This is a genomic window from Streptococcus equinus ATCC 9812, assembly GCF_000187265.1.
GTDB lineage: Bacteria > Bacillota > Bacilli > Lactobacillales > Streptococcaceae > Streptococcus > Streptococcus equinus.
In genome coordinates this window covers 102,701-124,145 of sequence record NZ_GL698429.1, presented here as the reverse complement: position 1 = coordinate 124,145, position 21,445 = coordinate 102,701, and the positions used below count along the sequence as shown (strand labels likewise).

Annotated in this window: 19 protein-coding genes and 1 pseudogene; 3 read left to right on the top strand and 17 right to left on the bottom strand. The window is 37.8% G+C overall.

The features are described 5' to 3' along the window. Window positions 1-239: 239 nt before the first annotated feature. From alaS to HMPREF0819_RS00565, 9 genes are all read right to left on the bottom strand, one after another. Window positions 240-2,858 (bottom strand): alanine--tRNA ligase, encoded by a 2,619-nt coding sequence (gene alaS / locus HMPREF0819_RS00605; RefSeq protein ID WP_044023240.1) that lies wholly within the window; start codon window positions 2,856-2,858, stop codon window positions 240-242. Window positions 2,859-3,207: 349 nt separating this feature from the next. Next, on the bottom strand, window positions 3,208-4,269 hold the full coding sequence (locus HMPREF0819_RS00600; protein ID WP_004230903.1) for a peptidyl-prolyl cis-trans isomerase: 1,062 nt from the start codon (window positions 4,267-4,269) through the stop codon (window positions 3,208-3,210). Window positions 4,270-4,337: 68 nt separating this feature from the next. Continuing rightward, on the bottom strand, window positions 4,338-5,039 hold the full coding sequence (locus tag HMPREF0819_RS00595; RefSeq protein WP_004230901.1) for an O-methyltransferase: 702 nt from the start codon (window positions 5,037-5,039) through the stop codon (window positions 4,338-4,340). Window positions 5,040-5,090: 51 nt separating this feature from the next. Continuing rightward, window positions 5,091-5,702, bottom strand: a complete 612-nt coding sequence (locus HMPREF0819_RS00590; RefSeq protein ID WP_044023239.1) for an HAD-IA family hydrolase — start codon at window positions 5,700-5,702, stop codon at window positions 5,091-5,093. 148 nt (window positions 5,703-5,850) lie between these two features. Continuing rightward, window positions 5,851-7,653 (bottom strand): oligoendopeptidase F, encoded by a 1,803-nt coding sequence (gene pepF, locus HMPREF0819_RS00585; RefSeq protein WP_044023238.1) that lies wholly within the window; start codon window positions 7,651-7,653, stop codon window positions 5,851-5,853. Continuing rightward, entirely contained in the window at window positions 7,653-8,615 is a 963-nt protein-coding gene (locus HMPREF0819_RS00580) for a competence protein CoiA (RefSeq protein ID WP_004230891.1), read from the bottom strand. Before HMPREF0819_RS00580 ends, pepF begins: the two co-directional genes overlap by 1 nt. A gap of 48 nt (window positions 8,616-8,663) precedes the next feature. After that, on the bottom strand, window positions 8,664-9,380 hold the full coding sequence (locus HMPREF0819_RS00575) for a pseudouridine synthase (protein ID WP_004230890.1): 717 nt from the start codon (window positions 9,378-9,380) through the stop codon (window positions 8,664-8,666). A gap of 32 nt (window positions 9,381-9,412) precedes the next feature. After that, window positions 9,413-10,117 carry a glucosamine-6-phosphate deaminase gene (nagB, locus tag HMPREF0819_RS00570; protein WP_004230889.1) on the bottom strand — a complete coding sequence of 235 codons (705 nt, stop codon included), beginning with the start codon at window positions 10,115-10,117 and terminating at the stop codon, window positions 9,413-9,415. A gap of 131 nt (window positions 10,118-10,248) precedes the next feature. Continuing rightward, window positions 10,249-10,755 (bottom strand): VIT1/CCC1 transporter family protein, encoded by a 507-nt coding sequence (locus tag HMPREF0819_RS00565; protein ID WP_004230888.1) that lies wholly within the window; start codon window positions 10,753-10,755, stop codon window positions 10,249-10,251. A gap of 159 nt (window positions 10,756-10,914) precedes the next feature. Here HMPREF0819_RS00565 and queA point away from each other — a divergent pair, with 159 nt between their 5' ends. After that, window positions 10,915-11,943, top strand: a complete 1,029-nt coding sequence (queA, locus tag HMPREF0819_RS00560; RefSeq protein WP_004230887.1) for a tRNA preQ1(34) S-adenosylmethionine ribosyltransferase-isomerase QueA — start codon at window positions 10,915-10,917, stop codon at window positions 11,941-11,943. A gap of 45 nt (window positions 11,944-11,988) precedes the next feature. Here the strand turns inward: queA and HMPREF0819_RS00555 are convergent. The 6 genes and pseudogenes from HMPREF0819_RS00555 to HMPREF0819_RS00530 all read right to left on the bottom strand — a co-directional run bounded on the left by HMPREF0819_RS00555 (window position 11,989) and on the right by HMPREF0819_RS00530 (window position 18,379). Then, window positions 11,989-12,717: pseudogene (locus HMPREF0819_RS00555) on the bottom strand (YebC/PmpR family DNA-binding transcriptional regulator). Between the two features lie 105 nt (window positions 12,718-12,822). Further along, complete coding sequence (gene sodA / locus HMPREF0819_RS00550; protein ID WP_044023237.1) at window positions 12,823-13,434, bottom strand: superoxide dismutase SodA; 612 nt, start codon at window positions 13,432-13,434, stop codon at window positions 12,823-12,825. Window positions 13,435-13,530: 96 nt separating this feature from the next. Then, the gene (holA, locus tag HMPREF0819_RS00545) at window positions 13,531-14,568 is read right to left on the bottom strand and encodes a DNA polymerase III subunit delta (protein WP_044023236.1); all 1,038 of its coding nucleotides are present in this window, start codon (window positions 14,566-14,568) and stop codon (window positions 13,531-13,533) included. Between the two features lie 65 nt (window positions 14,569-14,633). Next, window positions 14,634-16,865 carry a DNA internalization-related competence protein ComEC/Rec2 gene (locus HMPREF0819_RS00540; protein ID WP_004230877.1) on the bottom strand — a complete coding sequence of 744 codons (2,232 nt, stop codon included), beginning with the start codon at window positions 16,863-16,865 and terminating at the stop codon, window positions 14,634-14,636. Then, complete coding sequence (locus HMPREF0819_RS00535) at window positions 16,858-17,538, bottom strand: helix-hairpin-helix domain-containing protein (protein ID WP_004230876.1); 681 nt, start codon at window positions 17,536-17,538, stop codon at window positions 16,858-16,860. The genes HMPREF0819_RS00540 and HMPREF0819_RS00535 overlap by 8 nt, the downstream gene beginning before the upstream one ends. Window positions 17,539-17,632: 94 nt before the next feature. Next, window positions 17,633-18,379, bottom strand: coding sequence for a lysophospholipid acyltransferase family protein (locus tag HMPREF0819_RS00530; protein ID WP_044023235.1), 747 nt, complete (start codon window positions 18,377-18,379; stop codon window positions 17,633-17,635). Window positions 18,380-18,496: 117 nt separating this feature from the next. Here HMPREF0819_RS00530 and HMPREF0819_RS00525 point away from each other — a divergent pair, with 117 nt between their 5' ends. Next, window positions 18,497-19,258, top strand: coding sequence for a tRNA1(Val) (adenine(37)-N6)-methyltransferase (locus HMPREF0819_RS00525; RefSeq protein ID WP_004230873.1), 762 nt, complete (start codon window positions 18,497-18,499; stop codon window positions 19,256-19,258). Beyond that, window positions 19,233-19,508: a GIY-YIG nuclease family protein gene (locus HMPREF0819_RS00520; protein ID WP_004230871.1), complete on the top strand. Its 276-nt coding sequence runs from the start codon at window positions 19,233-19,235 to the stop codon at window positions 19,506-19,508. The genes HMPREF0819_RS00525 and HMPREF0819_RS00520 overlap by 26 nt, the downstream gene beginning before the upstream one ends. 13 nt (window positions 19,509-19,521) lie before the next feature. Here the strand turns inward: HMPREF0819_RS00520 and HMPREF0819_RS00515 are convergent, their stop codons facing one another. Both HMPREF0819_RS00515 and HMPREF0819_RS00510 read right to left on the bottom strand, forming a co-directional pair. Continuing rightward, complete coding sequence (locus tag HMPREF0819_RS00515; protein ID WP_004230869.1) at window positions 19,522-20,409, bottom strand: ROK family protein; 888 nt, start codon at window positions 20,407-20,409, stop codon at window positions 19,522-19,524. A 9-nt stretch (window positions 20,410-20,418) separates the two neighbouring features. After that, window positions 20,419-21,285: an AraC family transcriptional regulator gene (locus HMPREF0819_RS00510; RefSeq protein ID WP_004230867.1), complete on the bottom strand. Its 867-nt coding sequence runs from the start codon at window positions 21,283-21,285 to the stop codon at window positions 20,419-20,421. Window positions 21,286-21,445 lie beyond the last annotated feature (160 nt).

The window sequence follows — 21,445 nt, the reverse complement described above, 5'->3', positions numbered from 1 at the left end:
CACAAGATTATAAAACTATATCAAAAAGCCCACCGTTTGGTGAGCTTTCATTTTATTTTCTTTCTTGCAAGGTCTTAATCAGGCTACTGAGTAGGCTTGCTTCTGCAAAGAGAATGACAATGAGTACCCAATTTACTCTTCCTTGAATACTATTTAAAATAAGCACGCAAGTTAGAATGACTATAGTTGCACTGATTAGGGCAATTGCAAGTTTTAGAAAGATATTTTTTGATGTCATCTTATAGATTTTCTGCTACTGCTGCAAGAAGGTCAGCGATTTTAGCAGCATCTGAACCACCTGCCATAGCCATGTCTGGTTTACCACCACCACGACCTGATACGATTGGTGCCAAAGTTTTAATCAAATTGCCAGCATGAACATCTTTAGATTTGCTTGCAACAAGGACGTTTACTTTTTCGCCAATAGCTGCTGCCAATACAAGAACATCAGAGTAATCTTTTTGTTTCCAGTTATCAGCAAATGTACGAAGAGCTCCAGCATCAGAAACAGTTACTTGGCTAGCAATAAAGCGAAGACCATTTGCTTCTTTAACATCTTTGAAGACGTCACCAGCTTGAGCTGCTGCTGCTTTTTCTTTCAACTCAGCATTTTCTTTTTGCAATTTATGCAATTGTTCTTGCAAGCTTACAACTTTCTTAGTAACTTCTTTAAGTTGAGGTACTTTAAGAGTTTCAGCGATTGCTTTAAGGTCTTCTTCTTCTTGACGGTATGCTTCAAAAGCTTCTTTACCAGTTACAGCAAGGATACGACGAGTTCCTGAACCGATACCTTCTTCTTTAACAATCTTGAAGATTCCGATTTCAGCTGTATTTGAAACGTGTGTACCACCACAAAGTTCGATTGAATAGTCACCGATTGTTACAACACGTACGTTTTTACCATATTTTTCACCGAACAATGCCATAGCACCCATTGATTTAGCTGTATCAATATCAGTTTCAACAGTAATAACTGGGATAGCATTCCAGATTTGTTGGTTAACTTCTTCTTCGATTTGACGCAATTCATCAGCAGTTACAGCTTCAAAGTGAGTAAAGTCAAAACGCAAGAAGCCTTCTTCGTTAAGAGAACCAGCTTGAGTAGCGTGTTCACCGATAACGTTGTGAAGTGCAGCGTGAAGCAAGTGAGTAGCTGTGTGGTTTTTAATAACACTGTGACGACGTTTGCTATCAATTTCAAGTGTGTATGTTGTACCAACAGACAAGCTTGCAAGAACTTCAACTGTGTGAAGTGCTTGACCGTTTGGTGCTTTTTGAACATCAGTCACACGAGCAACGATGTCACCTTTATCGTTTTTGATAACACCGTGGTCAGCCACTTGTCCACCCATTTCAGCGTAGAATGGTGTTTTAGCAAAGACAAGCAATGCTTGACCTTCTGAAACAGCTTCAGTACATTCGTTATCAGCAATGATTACTGACAATGTAGAGTCAAGAACTTCTTCTTCGTAGCTAAAGACTGATTCTTCAGTGATGTTTGACAATGTTTCGTTTTGCATACTCATTGAACCACCTTTAACAACGCTTGCGCGAGCGCGTTCTTGTTGTTCTTTCATGGCAGCTTCAAAGCCAGCATGGTCAATCTTGAATCCTTTATCTTCAGCCAATTCTTCAGTCAATTCAACTGGGAATCCGTATGTATCATACAATTTGAAGATATCTTTACCTTCAACAGTGTCTTTACCTGCAGCTTTCAAATCAGCCAACAATTGGTCAAGCATGTTTGAACCAGCATCAATTGTACGTGCAAAAGTTTCTTCTTCACGTTTGACAATTTTTTCGATAAATTCACGTTTTTCAAGTACTTCTGGGTAGTATGATTCCATGATTTTACCAACAGTTGGAACCAATTTGTACAAGAATGTTTCATTGATACCAAGACGACGACCATGCATAACAGCACGGCGAAGCAAACGACGAAGAACGTATCCGCGACCTTCGTTACCTGGAAGAGCACCATCACCGATTGCAAATGAAAGTGAACGGATGTGGTCAGCGATGACTTTAAAGCTCATGTTGTCGCCATCTGGATCGTAAGTTTTACCAGATAATTTTTCGATTTCACGAATGATTGGCATGAAGAGGTCAGTTTCAAAGTTTGTTTTAGCCCCTTGCATAACAGCAACCAAACGTTCCAAACCAGCACCAGTATCGATGTTTTTGTGTGGAAGTTCTTTGTATTCTGAACGTGGAACAGCTGGGTCAGCGTTAAATTGTGATAATACGATGTTCCAGATTTCGATATAACGATCGTTTTCGATATCTTCAGCAAGAAGCTTGATACCAACGTGATCTGGGTCGAAGTCTTCACCGCGGTCAAAGAAGATTTCAGTATCTGGTCCTGAAGGTCCAGCACCAATTTCCCAGAAGTTATCTTCGATTGGAATCAAGTGACTTGGTTCAACACCAAGTGAGATCCAACGGTTGTAAGTATCTTTATCATCTGGGTAGTAAGTCATGTAAAGTTTGTCTTTAGGGAAATCAAACCATTCTGGGCTTGTCAAAAGTTCAAATCCCCAAGTGATAGCTTCATCACGGAAGTAATCACCCACTGAGAAGTTACCCAACATTTCAAACATTGTGTGGTGACGTGCAGTCTTACCAACGTTTTCAATATCGTTTGTACGAATAGCTTTTTGAGCATTTGTAATACGTGGATTTTCAGGAATTACTGAACCATCGAAATATTTTTTAAGTGTGGCAACACCTGAGTTAATCCAAAGAAGAGTTGGGTCGTTTACAGGAACCAAGTTTGCTGAAGGCTCAACAGAGTGACCTTTTGATTTCCAAAAGTCTAACCACATTTGGCGGACTTGCGCACTAGTTAATTGTTTCATTACATCTTTCCTTTTCTTGTTACTAAGCGATAATCGCTTGCCATAGATTGACATCATTTTTACTACTGCAATTTAACAAAAAACGACAAGTTCATCTCATAGAGGGTGACGTTAGCCACGGTACCACCTCTTTTCAATGAACCTGTCATTCTTCATTTATCTGTTAAATTGTTTTTCTTAAATCAGCGTTTGTAAACCACGTTACAAACTTACAATCAGAAATCATGAGTAGCACATTTTTAACTTCATCCATGGCTCGCAGCAACCGCCACTTTTCTGAATCTGAATTTTTAAAAACGATTCTCAATCTTTTTAATTGTACTGTATTTTAAGCTTCTGGTCAAGTAGCTTATTCAGCTGAATCTGTAGATGATTCAGTTGTTGATGATTCTTCTGTTGAACTTGATGAGCTTGCTTCAGAAGAAGTTGATGAAGCTTTTGATGATGAAGCTGAAGAACTTGATGATGAGCTTGTTGCATATTGTGAAAGAATGCTTGCAAAGCTGTTATCTTTAATCTTCACGTTAGCTTTATCAAGAGCTTTAGCAATAACTTGATTTTGGAAGTTTGTGTCGTTTTGATATTTTGCCATGATAGCTTTCTTCAAACGTTTTTTGTATGTCTTCCAATCAGAATTTTTATCTGTTTTCTTAGTTGTCTTAACGATATAGTAAGTGTATGAATATGTTGAAGAATTCATTACTTTGATAACATCTGAAACTGAACCTTCCTCTTGTTTGAATGCAGCATCCATAACATCTGTTGGAAGTTTTGTATCTGCTGAATCAAATGTGTATTCAGTTTTCTTAGCTGTTGTATTTTCTTTAGCGATTTTATCAAAATCAGCGCCATCTGCAGTTGCTTGGTCGTGAACTGAGTTAGCTTTGTCTTCGTCGCTCAAAGCAATAACTGTAGCTGTTGTGTCAGGGTTGTAATCTTTGTAAGCTTCTTTATAGTTTTTAGTTGTCAATTTATCTTTGGCAGCTTCTTTAACAGCATATTCCACTAACATTGATGTGCGAATTTGTTGCTTGTAAGTATCTGTTGTCAAACCAGCAGCTTGAAGTGCACTTGAGAATGATGAACCATATGATGAAGCAGTTTTGTTGTAAGCTTCAGTCACTTCTTTATCTGAAACTTTGCTTCCATATTGGTCTTCAAATACACGTGCCAAAATCAAATTCAACATTGTTTGTTGTGAAGATGTTGAACTTTTTGCAGCACTGTAAAAGTCTGATACAGTGATTGTGTTACCTTTCATTGTAACTAGAGCTTTTGTTTCAGAGTTGCTGTTTGTAGCAAGGTAAGTAACACCTGCACCGATAAGAGCTGATGCTACGGCAATAGAAACACCTTTAAAAGCCTTGCTTTGGATCATTTTTGTAAATCCTGATTTTTCTTTGTTGGCCATTGATATTAACTCCTTAATTTGTCTTTAACCCCATTAGTATATCACATTAACTTAAATATTGCTTAATTTTACAGTTCTACGTCTTCTGCATTTTTTCGAAGCATTAGCAAACCATCGCTAAGTGGCAACAAGGTTGCTGTCAAGTTTGGATTGTCTAGTGTTGAATCAAAAAGATGTTGAAGACCACGGTAAATTGTTCGCTGACCGCGCCGCACTTCTTCGATAGGTTTGACAATGTCTCCACCTTGGAAGACATCATCAAAGACGACGACACCACCAACTTTTAAGCGTTTTAATACTTCTGGCAAGAAAACGATATATTTTGATTTTGCTGAATCCATGAAAACAAAATCGTACTCATCTTCAAGTGTTGACAATGTGTCGACCGCGTCACCTTCAACCAAAGTAATCTGATTACGTGTGTCGTATTTTGCAAAATTTTCTTTCGCAAAAGCAATCATTTCTGGATTACGGTCTAGAGTAGTAATTTTAGCTTCTGGTGCATTTTCTGCCATCAATAATGCTGAAAATCCAATTGCTGTACCGATTTCCAAAATATTCTTAGGTTGCATTGTTTGCATTAAAAATCGGAAATAAGCCACAACTTCGTGCTGAATAATTGGAATATTTTCTTGATGCGCAAAAGCTTCTAATTCAGCTAAAAAACCATCGTTTTGTTTTTGACGTGTTCGCATGTAACGCAAAATTCCCTCTTTAACAACGGGGCGTCGCATATTGTGATTTGCTGTTTTTGAATATGATTTAACCATAACTCTTATTATATAGCAAAATAAAGTCGATGTGAATACTTAGCTTTTCTTTTACACCTTAAAAAGTGTGATAAGTTCTGATAAGTTAGCTATCTTCTGATTATTTTTTGAATCTGGCTGACCAAGATTGATTGACTTGACACCTGCATTTTCAGCTGCTTCCACATCAATACGACGGTCACCGACATAATAAGTACTTGCTTTGTCTAAACCATATTTTTCAACAAGATATTCAATCGCTTCTGGATGTGGTTTGCGAGCAAAGCCATTTGCTGAAGTCACTACTTCTGTGAAATATTTTCGAACATCTAGTCTCTCTAAGACATTATTTGCCGTTATACCCTTATGCGTGTAAATAAAATGCTGAATCCCTTTTTGCCACGTTGCTTTAAGCACACAAGCTAAGTTAGGCATAGGCTTAATCATATGGTCACGCGCTTCTTGTTCTTTTTTAAAGAAACTTGATAACTCTTCAAAATCCAACTGCTCCTGTGCTGCCACTTGATACAAGAGAGCTTTTACAGATTCTTTGATAATAAAATCCATCACCCATTCTTCATCAAAAGTTAAGCCATAATGCGCATAAGTAACCTTCAGAGCCTCGCCGATTGCCTCATAAGAATCAACCAAAGTCCCATCAAAGTCCCAAATAAATGTTGTCAAACTATTTCTCCAATCTAATCCAATAACGAGCCAAACAATGCCCATTTTCTAAATCAATAGTCAATTGGTCAGACATCCAATCAACACCTCCAAATTTTTTCCATTATAACATAATGAGGTTGGATTTTATCCAACCTCATCAGTCTTTTTATAAATGTAGACCTTTTTCAACCAAAGTTTCTAATTCATTTAGACGTTCTTCAAAAATCTTGAATGCAGCATCCAAATAATCACTGCTTGTCATGTCCACACCAGCTTTTTTAATCACATTTAACGGATAATCAGAATTACCAGCCTTGAGATAATCAAGGTAACGGTTAATGTCATCTGATGTACCGTGAACTACTTTGTCAGCTAGATAACTTGCTGCCGCAAAACCTGTCGCATATTGATAAACATAATAATTATAGTAGAAATGCGGAATGCGTGCCCATTCGTATTGAATTTCTGGATTATCTTCTTTGCTGAGTCCGTAGTATTTTTCATTTAAGTCAGCATAAATACCATTGAGGTATTCACTCGTCAAAACTTCACCATTTTGGTCAGCTTTATGGATAATATCTTCAAATTCAGCAAATTGTGCTTGACGGAAAATAGTCCCTTTGAAACCGTCCAAGTAGTGATTCAAAATTGCAAAGCGTGCTTTGTCATCATCAACTTCTTTTAAGAGTGTTTCTGTTAAAATATTTTCATTCGTCGTTGAAGCAATTTCAGCCAAGAAAATGCTGTAATCACCGTAAACGTATGGTTGAGTTTCACGCGTAAAAGTAGAATGAAGGCTATGCCCTGTTTCGTGTACCAAAGTAAAAAGATTATCAAGTGTATCTTGCCAGTTCAATAGCATAAAGGCATTTGTATCATAAGCCCCACCAGAATAAGCTCCTGAACGTTTTCCTTTGTTGACATGAACGTCAATCCAGCGTTCTGTGAAAGCTCGATGAACACGTTCTGAATAATCTTTACCAAAGACAGACAAAACCTCCTCTGCTTTTTTTAAAGCTTCCTCGTAAGTGAAACTCATATCCATTTCAGACAAAGGTGTATGAATATCATACATTTTCAAATCATCAAGTTTAAGAACTTTCTTACGAAGTTCCACATAGCGATGAAGCAATGACAAGTGTGCATTCACGCGTTCAATCAAAGTATCGTAGACAGATTCAGGAATGAAGTTTGCTGAAAGTGCTGCTTCACGCGCTGATTTGAAATGGTGAACACGCGCATCAAAGTTATGAACTTTTACATTAGTTTGAAGTGTTTTGGCATAAGTATGTTGATATTGTTCGTATGTAGCATACATAGCCTCGTAAGCCGCTTTTCGAACATCGCGATTTTTTGATTCCAAAAGACTGATGAAGTTACCATGTGTTAGTTGAACTTCATTGCCCTCATCATCCAAAACAACAGGAAAGACAATGTCAGCATTATCTAAAATTTCAAAAGTCTCTCCAGCTGCACCAAAGATTTCGTGAGCACCTGCTAGCAGCTCTTCTTCTTTTTGTGACAAGACGTGCGCTTGACGTTTGAAAAGTTTTTCAAAGAAATGAGCATAAGCTGAAAGTGCTGGTGTTTCAGTCACGAATTTAGCGAAATCATCTTGAGATAATTGCATCAATTCTGGTTCATAAAATGCAAAAACTTCGCTGTATTTGGCGTAAAGTGTTGTTGCTTTTGCTTCAAATTCTTGGTATTTAGCAACTGTTGTATCTTGGTCATTTTTCATTGACGCATAGCCATAAACTTTTTCCAAGCGGCGTGACAATTCAAGATAACTTTCAGTGATATCGAGCAAAGTCTTACTTGATTCAATCAAGTGCCCTTTAAATTTTTTAGCATCTTCTAAATCTGAATCAAGCTTAGCTAGTGCTTCTTCCCAAGCATCATCTGTCGCAAAGACAGTACTCAAATCCCATTTATACTTTTCATCAATATGACTACGATTATCTGACATCATTTTCTCCTTTTCTGGGCATTATTAACCATTCTACCATAATATGCTGGTGGGTAAAGCGTTTGAATTCGTTTTTGTCCTTGATTTTGATAATAATCCTCAAAAGTCTTGTAAAATGCTGTCAAATCCTGCTTAATCTGACAAAATCCTTCCTTAAATTCAGGTGGTTTCACTTGCGGATAAAATTCCGACAAAGATTGAGTAAGGAGATTTTTTCCTTTTAGATAAGCCTCTTCTTGACGTTTTAACCAACGAGAATTTCGAGCGATGAGCTGCTTTTGAATGTAAGATGTTATCTTTGAATCTTGAGTGACTTGATATGCAGACAAAGTCTGTCTTTGATAAGGAAGTCGTAAAAATGCCATGACATCAGCCGAAAAAGCACACGACTTTGTCAAATAATGAACCCGCCCATGCAAATCCTCATAAATAAGATAATTAAGCCGTATCTCCGATTTCTTTAAGTCTAATTCCCACATGTGAAAGCCCATATTCTGCGAAAAATAAAGGAACTGGCGATGTAGTGGCGTTAAATGATGACGAAGCCATAATTTCTCACCTAAAAGCCAGAGGACAGAATAGCCTGCATTTTGATATGAAATCGTTCGTTGTCTAAGTCGTTTTTCGGATAAACGTGAGCACTGCACCTCAAGAGCTAGCTTATCATTCACAAATAAATCTGCCGACTGCCCTAGTTCAGGCAAAATCTTTTCGATAACAACTTCGTCTGTTCGTGAAATGCTGCGATATAGCTCCGATTTTAACCTTAGGTGCTCGCTGCTTTCATTTTCACTGTAAAAATCACAATTTTCTAAAGAGACATGAGCAAAATGCACTCGCATGACCGTACCATTTTTGAGACGAACTGGTGAGTGACAAGCCGGACAGCAAAAATCTTGCCGTTTCGGGATTTCATCTAACAAAGAAACTAATTTCCCATTTTCATCAAGCGCAGACAGCATAGTAAACCTCCTATTTTATTATTCGAAAAAATCCTGAAAAACTTTGGATTAATCCAAATAATTTTTCAAGATTTCTTTTTCATTTATAGTTAGTTCACGATAGTGTCCTGTTGGTAAATCGCCAAGTTCAAATTCACCAAAGGTCATTCGTTTGAGGTAGGTCACCTTGACGCCATAAGCTAAAAACATTTTCTTAACCTGATGAAATTTTCCTTCTGCAATCGTGATATAAGCAGAGCTTTTTTCAGAACTTGATTCGATAATCTCAAGTTTCGCAGGTTTACAAACTGTTCCATCATCAAAGGTCACCCCATTTTCAAAAAATGCTGGCGTATCATCTGCTAAGCGTCCATTAACTTCGACGTAATAAGTCTTTGTGACATGGTATTTTGGATGAAGCATGCGGTAGCCAAGTGGACCGTTATTAGTAATCAGAAGAAACCCTTCCGTGTCGCGGTCTAATCTTCCAACTGGGTAGAGTTTTGGCACTCGGTCGGATTCTACAATCAAATCAATCACCGTCTGATGTTCCTTATCAGAAACCGCAGAAACAACACCCGCTGGCTTATTTAAAATGAAATATTTTTCTGTAGATAGTGTAACCTGTTTGCCCGAAACAGTTATCTCTTGCAGACTTGGCTCAACATTCAAATTGTCTGCCTCAGCTAACCTGCCATCCACATAAACTTGACGACTTCTGATGAGCTTTTTGACTTGATTTCGAGAGCCAAATCCCGCTTGTCCTAATAATTTATCTAAACGCATGCTCCTATTTTACCATGTTCTGAAGCAATTTTTTAGTCTAATTCACTCGCTGCAGCCTCATCAACAATTACTATAACATTTGGGTGATTTTGAAGAACGCTTGCTGGCAAAGCTTCGCTGATTGGACCATTAATCATTTGATTGATAGCATCAGCTTTATCCTTGCCATAAGCCATTAAAACAACCATTTTGGATTGCATGATTGAGTGAATTCCCATTGAAATAGCTTGTTTTGGCACTTCTTCCATGCTGTCAAAGAAACGACTATTTGCTTCAATCGTATCCTGCGTTAAATCAACGATATGTGTTGTCATGTCAAACGGAGTCCCTGGCTCGTTAAATCCAATATGACCATTTCGCCCAATTCCTAAAATTTGAAAATCAATCAGATGCTCAGCAATAATCTGGTCATAATGCTTAGCTTCTGCTTGCAAGTCTGTAGCTAAACCATTTGGCAAAAAACTTTCCTTGAAAGGTTTGTATTGGAATAGATTTTCCTGCATAAAATGGTGATAACTTTGGTCATTTTCAGCAGCCAAGCCAACATATTCATCCAGATTAATACTTGTCATTTCTGAAAAATCAAGGTCACTATTTACCAGCTCATTATAAAATGACAAAGGTGTGCTACCAGTCGCAAGACCAAGTGTCTTAATACCATTTTCCATTTCCGCTTTCAACAGTTCAAAAGCTTTTTTTCCACCTTCAACTTGATTATTAACACGAATTACTTTCATGACACTTCCCCATTTTTACTTTTTGTTTTTGGTATATACCGCTTATCTAAAATTATTATATGGTATATACCAATTGTTGTCAAGAAAAATGTTCTAAAAAAGCCTGAGAACAAATCTCAGACTTTGATTTTTTATTTAGTTCCAGCTAACTGCCCTAAAAAGTCACCAACATAATAAGCAAACAACGCAGCAATTAAGCCAATCAGTAGCGTTCTAAAAATTTCCTTGAATTTGCTTTTCTTTGTTATCAAAGCTTTGACAAATCCAAGTAAGGTTAGCGCTAGCGATACTAAAATACAAGCCATCATAAAAGTATGAACTTTGAAAATACTAAAGACGTTAATCAAAAGATAGGATAAAAGAGGAATCAAACCAAAAAAGTTAAATGAAACAAATGTTGCACCTGCATTTTTTATGGCTTTTCCCTTAACCACTGATTCTTCAGTCGTCGAGCTCAGATAATCACCAACAGCCATTGAAAAACCGTCAGCTAGTAGATTTGAAAAACCAAGTATAACAATTGCTGTGATACCAAGATTTCCACCGACCGCACCAGCAACAACCGCAAAGGTTGTTACAATACCATCCATACCACCATAGACGATGGATTTTGCGTAATCTCCAAATTTTTCTTTCATCTATTTTTCACCACTTTCCATAAATTTTTAAGCGTTTTCCCTAATTGCCTTCATTATAACATCTCTTTAGAATAGTTACAATTAAAACTCGACCAGATGACGGAAAAGATTTCTCGTGTTATAATGTAAAGTTGAGAATATAATTATTAAGGACATATTATGAATACCAACGATTTTGATTTTAATTTACCAGAGGAGTTAATCGCACAAACTCCTCTTGAAAAACGAGACAGTTCTAAACTTTTGGTTATTGACCGCAATACTCACGAAATGGTCGATGCGCATTTTGACCACATTCTTGATGAGCTAAACCCAGGTGATGCACTTGTCATGAACAATACTCGCGTACTTCCAGCTCGTCTTTATGGTGAAAAACCTGAAACACACGGACACGTTGAACTTCTTCTTTTGAAAAATACTGAAGGGGATAAATGGGAAGTTCTTGCCAAACCAGCAAAACGTCTTCGTGTCGGAACTAAAGTTTCTTTCGGTGATGGACGTTTGACTGCTACTGTCGTCGAAGAATTGGATAACGGTGGTCGTATCGTCGAGTTCGATTACGGCGGTATCTTCCTTGAAGTTTTGGAAAGTCTTGGTGAAATGCCACTTCCACCATACATTCACGAAAAATTGGATGACCCAGATCGTTACCAAACTGTTTATGCCAAAGAAAATGGCTCTGCTGCAGCCCCAACTGCTGGACTTCACTTCACCAAAGAATTGCTTGAAAAAATTGAAGCAAAAGGTGTTAAACTTGTCTACGTTACTTTGCACGTCGGACTTGGAACATTCCGTCCAGTTTCTGTTGACAATGTTGAAGAACACGAAATGCACTCAGAATTCTATCGTCTATCTGAAGAAGCTGCTCAAACACTTCGTGATGTTAAAGCTACTGGCGGTCGTATCGTTGCTGTCGGAACAACTTCTATCCGTACACTTGAAACAATTGGTTCAAAATTCAACGGCGAAATTAAAGCTGATAGCGGTTGGACAAACATCTTCATCAAACCTGGTTACGAATTTAAAGTAGTTGATGCCTTTTCAACAAACTTCCACTTACCAAAATCAACTCTTGTCATGCTTGTTTCAGCATTTGCAGGACGTGAATTTGTCTTAGAAGCTTACCAACACGCCATCGATGAGCGCTACCGCTTCTTTAGCTTTGGCGATGCTATGTTTGTAAAATAATAACTTTAAAAAAGAACTTCGAAAATCGAAGTTCTTTTTTTACTCTTAATCTGCCATATTTGTGTAAACATCTTGGACGTCATCATCATCATCTTCAAGTTTATCAACGAGAGTTTCCAAAATATCTGCTTGTTCTGCATCAAGGTTAACCTAGTCTTGTGGAATCATGCTAGGTTGATCTTGTGCAAATTCAAGATTTTGTGCTTGCAAATCTTCTTTAACAGCTGGAAATTCTTTTGGTTCAGTGAAGATTTCAAAGGCATTATCTGATGTTTTCAAATCTTCTGCCCCAGCATCCAAAATCAACTCAAGCATGCTATCTTCGTCCAAGTCCAAATTTTCACAGTCAATGACAATGTAACCTTTACGGTCAAACATGTAAGCAACTGAACCAGTTGAACCCATGTTACCACCATTACGTGTGAAAATAGTGTGCATGTTCGCATCTGTACGTTTTTTATTGTCAGTTAGTGTGTGAACGAGAATAGCTACCCCACTAGGCCCATAGCCTTCATAAGTGATTTCATCATAGTTTGTTGTATCGCCAACATCAGTTGCCTTTTTGATAGCACGGTTAATATTATCTTTTGGCATATTAGCCGCACGCGCTTTATCCAAAACCATGCGAAGATTAGCGTTCATTGATGGATCGCCACCACCAGCTTTAGCAGCTACAAAAATTTCACGTGACAATTTATTAAAAATTGCTCCGCGTTTAGCATCTGCTTAACCTTTTTTGTTTTTAATTTTGCCCCATTTATTATGTCCTGACATGCAAAATTCCTCCCTATTCCTTGCTATTATATCATATTTGCGACATAAAAAGAGGATAGAGCTGTGCCTATCCTCATAGATTAGAGAGTGCTATGATAATGATACTTAATCAGCAACTGCTGCTTGGTATAATTCAGCAACTTTTGCCCAGTTAATAATGTCGAAGAAAGCTTTGATATAGTCTGGACGAACATTGCGGTATTTGAGATAGTAAGCATGTTCCCAAACATCAAGAGCAAGAATTGGTTTCTTACCTTCTGAGATTGGGTTATCTTGGTTAGCTGTTGAAGTCACTTCAAGTTTACCTTCTTTGTTAACCACAAGCCAAGCCCAACCTGAACCAAAACGTGTTGTTGCAGCTTTTGTAAACTCAGCTTTAAAATTATCAAATGAACCAAATGTAGCTTCAATCGCAGCTAGGACATCTGCTGTTGGTTCTTGTTTTTCTGGAGACAAGAATTCCCAGAAAAGTGAGTGATTAAGAGCGCCTCCACCGTTGTTAATCACTGCTTGACGAATATCAGCTGGAATCTTGTCAACATCTGCCAAGATAACTTCCAAATCATCTCCAAGTTCAGGATGTTTTTCAAGAGCCGCATTGGCGTTTGCTACGTAAGTTGCGTGATGTTTATCATGGTGTAATGTCATTGTTTCTGCATCGATATATGGTTCAAGAGCATCGTATGCGTATGGTAGTTCTGGTAAAATAATAGCCATGCTAGTTACCTTCTTTCTCTTCATTATTTGTTATTATCATTCTATAGAAAAATGGCAAAGCTAGCAAATTATTTGACCGTTATTTTTTTAATTCCTTTAGCGATGCTCGTGAGCGATTTTTAAAATAGCCACATCAAAGAGATAATCTTTATCGTAAGTTCCAGTTTTTATAGCATAGTCCGTCTCAATCAAAATAGCAATAGCTTTTTTCAAGAAAGTCATAGAAAGAGTACGCGAATCACGCACAGCGAACTTAACTTGATAAGGATTGACACGGCGTCCAAGATAATCAGACAGGCTAACAACCATCTGCTGTTCTGTTTTTCCTTGGCTGGCTAAAATGCTGACCTGTAAAAATGTGCGGAATTGACCAAGCATAATGGCAATGAGCTTGATTTCATCCTCACCTTGAAGACGTAAATCGCGAATCAGCTCACGCGCCTCATCGATTTTGCCACTCAAAACAAACTGTGTTAAATCAAAAATATTATCTTGAAGTGTTTTTGGAATGGCTTGATTGATGTCTTCTCCTGTGATGTGTCCGTCTTTTTTATAAGATTTCAAAAAGGTAATATTTTTCAAAATCTCGCTAAAATCATAATTTGATTTTAAAAGCAAAGCCTCAAAAACACCTGAATCAAAGGTAAGATTTTCTTTGTGTGCTAATTTTTGGAAATACGTTTTTAGCTCGGCTTCTTTTAATTCACTCGCTTCAAAAATCTTGGCATCTCGCTTAAGAATCTTTACTAAACGACGTTTGCCGTCCAATTTCCCTGGCGCAAAGATAATCAAACGTGTCGTGTCCAAAGGATTTTCAAGATATGCCTCAAAACGTTTAAGCGCCTTTTCATCCAAATAAGACTTCTTAGCTGTCGTGATGTCGAGTAGATTATCAAAAATAACTACCTTTTGGTCAGCAAAAAACGGCAGACTTTCAAGGTCCATTTCCGCATCCTGATAATCAACCTCAGCCATATCAAAGTAAGAATAAGTCAAATCATCCTTATCATAGCCAACACGCTCCACCATGCGTTCTTTCAGCTGAGAAAATTGTCCCAAATCCTCACCCGTCACCACCGTAATCAAGCTAAGATTTTCTTTTCGTAATTTATCAATTTCTTCGATTGCAATCATAGGAATATTATACCAAAACTGCTTTCTTTTTAACACAATCACCAAAGAAAGTTTGTAAAAAAAGCTCACCTCATCGTTTCAATTTTCCAGTGGTTTAATCCTCTAAAGCGGATGGCGCCTTGTTGGTCTGTGCGGTAAGTGGTCATATTTTGCGCTTGAAATCGTTCAAGCGTTTCTTGGTGAGGGTGCTTATAACGGTTATTTTGACCTGCAGAAATCAGAGCAATCTGCGGTGAAATATGGGCTAGAAATGCTGGGCTTGATGACCCTTTTGAGCCATGGTGTCCTGCTTTTAAAACATCAACTGGCAAATTAGGATAAGTCACCATCACCTCGCGCTCACCTTCTTCTTCCAAATCTCCTGTAAACAGAAAATTTTTACCAAGAAGCTTGCCATACAACACCACCGAATCATTATTAGAACCATCGCCAACTCTAATAGGGTACAGCACCTGCAAGCTACTTCCCATAATCGGTAGACTATCTCCATCAGAAACTGTGCGAACCTTGGTTTTCATAGCTTGTAATTTTGCCACAAAATCTGGCTTTGTCAAACTTCCTTGACTAACCAAAACTTCACCAATTTTCACCTGCTTTGCCACTTCCAACATATCTCCCATGTGGTCAGTATCCGTGTGCGTCAGAACCAGCTGGTCAATTTTTCCAACGCCACGGCTATTGAGATACGGAATCAAGGTTCGATCTGCGTTGCTGTCAGACAAACGCTCCTGCCAGCCTTCTTTTGGGCTAAAACTCACTTTTCCTCCGACATCAATTAACAGCGTATGCCCTTTAACATCACGCACAAAAATACTATCTCCCTGCCCGATGTCAACCACCGTCACTTCGTTTTCCAGCGGATGCTTGATTTGGAAAAATAGCAGAGCTACTAAGCTGACAAGAAAAATTACAACTTTCCTTTTCTGCCTGTAATCATAAAGAACACCCAAGCTAAATAATAAAAAAACCAAGATACCAATACTTGGTTTGCCAAAAACAATCGGACCACCAAGGAAATTCATAGTCAGCTTTATCACATCTTCTAAAACGATAAAAAAGCTATTAAAAATTGATAATCTCACGAGTGGCGAAATCAAGAAAACCACTGACAGAACTGGCAACATAAGCGTATCAAATGCCAATGAAAAAATAGCTGTCAAAAGAATGGACATCGGTTGAAAAACTGAAAAAAAGTAAATCAAAATTGGTAAGCTACCTAATGAAATTGCCAAGCATTCTACAATTTTCTTCTGATAACTTTCAAGTTCCACAAAATCAATAAAACTTAGAATAAAGGCATAAGTAAATGACAAAATGCCTCCCGTTGTCAGCAGGAAATTAGACATAATGCAGAAAAGAATCATCATAGTCAAAGCAAGATTATCAAGTCGCTTAACGCCAATATTGCCTAAACCTGACTGAATGAGACTTCGGACAACTGACACTGAAAATCCTGTCAAACCAGCATATACAATCGAAAAAGGGATTTGAAGAATGTCAACATAATCACGTCTTAAGCCTAGTCGCAAAAAGAAATAGCGAAAAACACCGACAAAAAAGCCAACCTGCATACCGGAAAGAGCAAAGAGATGAATAATTCCTAAACTCGTGTAAATATCGATCATCTCATCAAAAGATTTATCCAGATAACCAAACAAAAGCCCCGTCATATAATGTTGCATGGGTGCTGGAAAATTTTGCTGGATGCTAACAATTGCTTTTCGTCGCAAATCATGCAGTCGCTCAACCAAATTCAAAGAAGTTTGACGTCTCATCCCAACAATTGAAGAAAGATTCCCAATGCGATAAATACCTTCATGTTTCAAGTAAGTCCGATAGTCAAACCCACCAAAATTACGCTGAGGCGTTGCTTTCTCCAAGTTAATCTCACCAGACAAGACAAGCGTCTGATTAAGACTTTTAAAAAATTGCTGCTCCTTTTCTGACTTCAAAGTATAAAAGACTTGATAAGTCTGTCCATCCTCCTTTCCTCGAAAAGACAGCAAGTCACCATTGACCGAAATCGTGTCTGGAATCATCTGGATTTTTGATAAATGAGCTGGCGCTACTTTGTCAGCTTGCTCTGCTTGCTGATTTTTAAAACTAATAAAACTAGCAAAGCACATCAGAATTATCAAGGTTTGCCACAATTTTTTAGAACCGTAGTTTTTCCATAAGCAGATCAGGGCTAATAAAAGGAGGACTAAACACCAAAAGAACTTCAAAAAGCAAAAGTAATAAACGAGAATGTGCAAAAAAGCCAATTGAATTGGCTTAATGGGAAAATGTTTAATCAACTGTCACCTCAGCTTTTAGTTTTTCTAAGGTCTTCTCACCAATACCTGACACATTTTTCAAATCATCAACTGACGAAAATCCACCGTTGTTATCACGATAATCGATGATGTCTTGAGCCCGTTTGGCGCCGATGCCAGAAATCGTCTGAAGTTCTTCTAAAGACGCAGTATTAAGATTGATTTGTGCTGAGTCTGCATCCTGCAGTGCTCCACTAGCTGCTGTATTTTTGATTTGAGACGTGGTACTTTCTGGTGTGACCTCTTCACCAACTCTTGCCACGTAAATCACTGATTCGTCCGCTACTTTTTCAGCTAAATTAACAGATTTCTTATCCGCATCATCTGTAAAACCGCCAGCTAATTTGACCACATCTGTCACACGACTACCTGATATCAATTCATAAACGCCTTCTTTTCTGACGGCACCTTTTATATCAACGAAAATCTTATCTGATTCAGATTTTGAAGCAGACTTCGCTGTTTTTGGCTGAGATATTTCCACACTGCTTGTTGAAAAGCTAGTGCTCAATGCTGGTAAATCATTTTGCACTTCAGCTTTGTGGCTTTCCATACTAGACCAAGCAAAAAACATCACTAGCATAATAAGTACTGTCCCCAAAACTGATGCCACAGTTTTATGCTCTAAAATTTTTTCTTTCATCTCTTCAATCATCTCACTACCTCACTTTTTGGTACTAAAAAAGACTCATGTGAGCCTTTACTTATTTATTCGAAAAAGCCCAGCAAAATCGCTGAGCTTTTATAAATTATTTCATTTTACGGTGTTTATCTGGGTCCCAAACAAAACTTGCAATGTAACTAAAGAGAAGTGTAAAAAGCACAACAACAATAGCAACTAGCCCAAGTGGGATACGATAAATATAAGTTAGTGGATTTGGTTTTTTATTGATGTGGAAAGTTACATTTTCAGCATCCAAACGGTCAAATTCAGTTTGAATGCGGTTAGCTACTTCTTCGATACCTTCATCATTCATGCGTTTGATATCAGAAATATCGATTGGATTACCGAAGTTCATGTCCACACGTTCACCAGTCAAAAGACCTTTTAATTGCATTGGTCCTGCGTAAACAACAGGCATGATTTTAACCTTAGCCATTTTAGCAATAACAGCTACGCCACCTTTAACGTCTGTAGAATGGCGGCTACCACTTGGAAACATGACAAGTGAGCGATTGCTTTTTCGCAACATATTGATAGGGTATTTAATGGCTTTTTGATCAGGATTTTCACGGTCGATTGGGAAGGCACCACACATGCGAATCCACCAACCAAAAATACGATTTTCAAACAATTCTTTTTTAGCCATAAAAATAAATTGTTTTGGTCGCGCAGCAAAAGCCATGTAAACTGGGTCCCACCATGTACGGTGAGGGGCAACCAAAATATAATTTTCATCTTTACTCAAGATTTTGTCTTCATTGTGATAGTGAGCATTACCGTTGATAATCCAAAGTAGGAAAACCACTAGCCCGCGTAAATAAGTATAAAACACAGATTTACTCCTTTTTTCAATCATTCCATAACATTGTACCATTCTTAAGCGGTTTTAGAAAGTAAAAATTAGCTGGCTCGCTAGTGAGAACAAACAAAATCTGCTATAATAATTGTCATGACTAAATCAATTTTAAAAGAAGGCGAGCGTATTGATCAGCTCTTTTCGACAGACGTAAAAATTATTCAAAATAGAGAAGTATTCAGTTATTCTATCGATAGCGTGCTTTTGTCACGATTTCCAAAAATCCCATCACGCGGCTTAATCGTTGACCTTTGTTCTGGTAACGGTGCCGTTGGACTTTTTGCCAGTACTCGTACCAAAGCGCCTATCATTGAGATAGAGATTCAAGAGCGTTTAGCAGACATGGCAGAGCGTTCAATCCAGTTAAATGACCTCGGTGAACAAGTTCAGATGATTAATGATGATTTGAAAAATCTTCTTAAGCATGTGCCACGAACTGGTGTTGATTTGATTCTGTGCAACCCGCCGTATTTCAAAGTTTCAGAGACATCAAAGAAGAATCTCTCTGAACATTACTTGCTTGCAAGGCATGAAATCACAACAAACCTTGAAGAAATTTGTGACATTGCACGCCATGCTCTCAAATCAAATGGACGTCTAGCACTCGTACACCGCCCTGATAGATTTTTAGACATCATTGACATACTACGTCAATATAATCTGGCTCCAAAACGCATTCAATTTATTTACCCAAAAGTTGGAAAAGACGCCAACTTACTCCTCGTTGAAGCTATAAAAGATGGCTCAACTGACGGGCTTAAAATTCTTCCGCCACTCTTTGTTCACAAAGAAAACGGCGACTACACTGACGAAATTTTTGAAATTTATTATGGAAAAAACGGCAAAAAAGACTAAAAAAGCTTACATGTATGTGGTTGAGTGTTCAGATGGCACTCTTTACACTGGTTATACAACAGATGTCGAGCATCGTATAAAGACTCATAATAGCGGCAAAGGTGCCAAGTACACTCGAGCTAGACGACCAGTAAAGCTCATTTATCAAGAAAGTTTTGAGAGCAAAGAAGCCGCCATGTCTGCCGAAAGTTATTTCAAACAGAAAACACGAAAACAAAAATTAGAGTATATAAAAGAACACACTTTATAAAAAGTGTGCTTTTTTATGAATGTAATAATTGGTAAAGAGCCCCGAGAAGATTGGCGTCATTTTTAAAGGTTGTCGGTACAATTTTAGGACGTATCAAAACGTGTTTAGTCACTTCGTCCTCATCTAAAAGCAAATCATACTGACGATTAATTTCATCAACAAGAATTGGTTGGGAACTGATACCACCACCAATTGCAAAACATTCTAAATCCAAAGTCGTGTGGACATTCAAGATAATCTGAGCAATTGTTCGACAGTAACTTTCAAAAATTGCCGCCTTCGGATGATTGTCATTGATAGCAGAGAAAGCTTTTTTGCCATCTTTTTCATCAACATTTCCAATTGCTTTATTAACGGCAGAAACCATTCCGACTGCCGAGCCCAAATAACCACTAGTACGCTCAAAACCTTTGTTTGTGAGATTTAGTGCCAAGAAACTCAACTCGCCAGCTTGAAAATGTGAACCATTTCGGAGTTTGCCATCTAAAATCAAACCGCCACCAACACCAGTTCCTAGAACAATAACTGCACCATCTTTAATTCCTTTTAGACTGCCATGCCAGACTTCGGCAAGCGCTGCTGCTTTTGCATCATTAACGACCGCCACAGGCAAGCCATACTTTTCAAAGAAGACGTCTTTGATATGAATATCTTTCAGATAAGGTAAAGCACCGCCGATATAAATAATTCCTTTTTCGGTATCGACACGACCAGGCACACTAAATGCTATGCCACTGATTGTAGACTTATAAAATTCAATAATTTCATCAATCTTTTGCCAAAACTCTTGGCCGTTGTCAGGTGTGTGCGTAGAATTCTTTTCAATTATTTCTCTTTTATCAGTAATCAATGCGTATTTTATGCGTGTTCCACCTACATCAAAGCTCAAAAATGTAGCCATTTTCTCTCCTCAACTATTTGTATTATTCCGAATTTGTCTAGCATTTTGCCCAAAACTTGCTTCCAAAGCACGATTCATCGACCTTAAGCCACTAAATCCATGCTCTAAAGCAATACTTGTAAAACTATCATTCGTTTCTATCAAACTATCACGCGCTCGCTGAGCACGAATATTTCTCAAATATTCTCCTAAAGTGACTCCGAGATGTTTTTTTAAAAATCGAGCCATATAAGAACGTGAAAGATGGCAATATGCTGCCAAATCTTCCAAATGGATATGGTCTTGGTAATATTGCTGCAAATATTCGTCAATCTCTTTAATGCGCTCAGCAACTTGCAGACGATTATCCCTACGAGTTGCAGAAAAATCATCCACCAAGAAAAAATAGATTAACATTTCTAAGGCTTTTAAAATCCCAAGATTTAATTTTAAATTTTTATCAGACCTGTCAGAATGACAATCTAAAACTATTTTTTCTAGAATCTCTTGAAGTTCCTTATACGCCCTTTTTTGTTCTGCTGAAAATCGTTCTGGATGATTAATATCAAAACGACTATAAGCATTTTTTTCGCACTGCCCAATCAAAAAAGGATAAGGATAAGTTATTGTCAGAGCCAAATTAGACTCTTCCTTGTGCTTTAAAACACGGATACTATGAACCTCTTGCGTGTTAATCACTAAAATCTGACCAGAATGCATTTGAAAATTTTCACCTGCGACATAAAACTGGTCAATCGAACCTTTTAAGGTATAACTCAGCTCAACTGCCCTATGCCAATGTGGCGAAATATAAGTTGAATCCTGATTATCATGAACGATTAAAAAAGAAAGTAGTCTTTGGTTAGGATTGATAACTTCATGCTGACTTTGTTCCAAAAAATACCTCCTGATAAAAGAATTCACTCTCAGATTTTTTCTTCTTTGACATTACTAACGTGAAGTTTATGCACTCTCACGTAATGAGCGATAGCATAAATTGTAATAAATGCAAAACCAATTGCTGAAATCAGCAAAGTATTGCTTGCTGTGCCTAAAA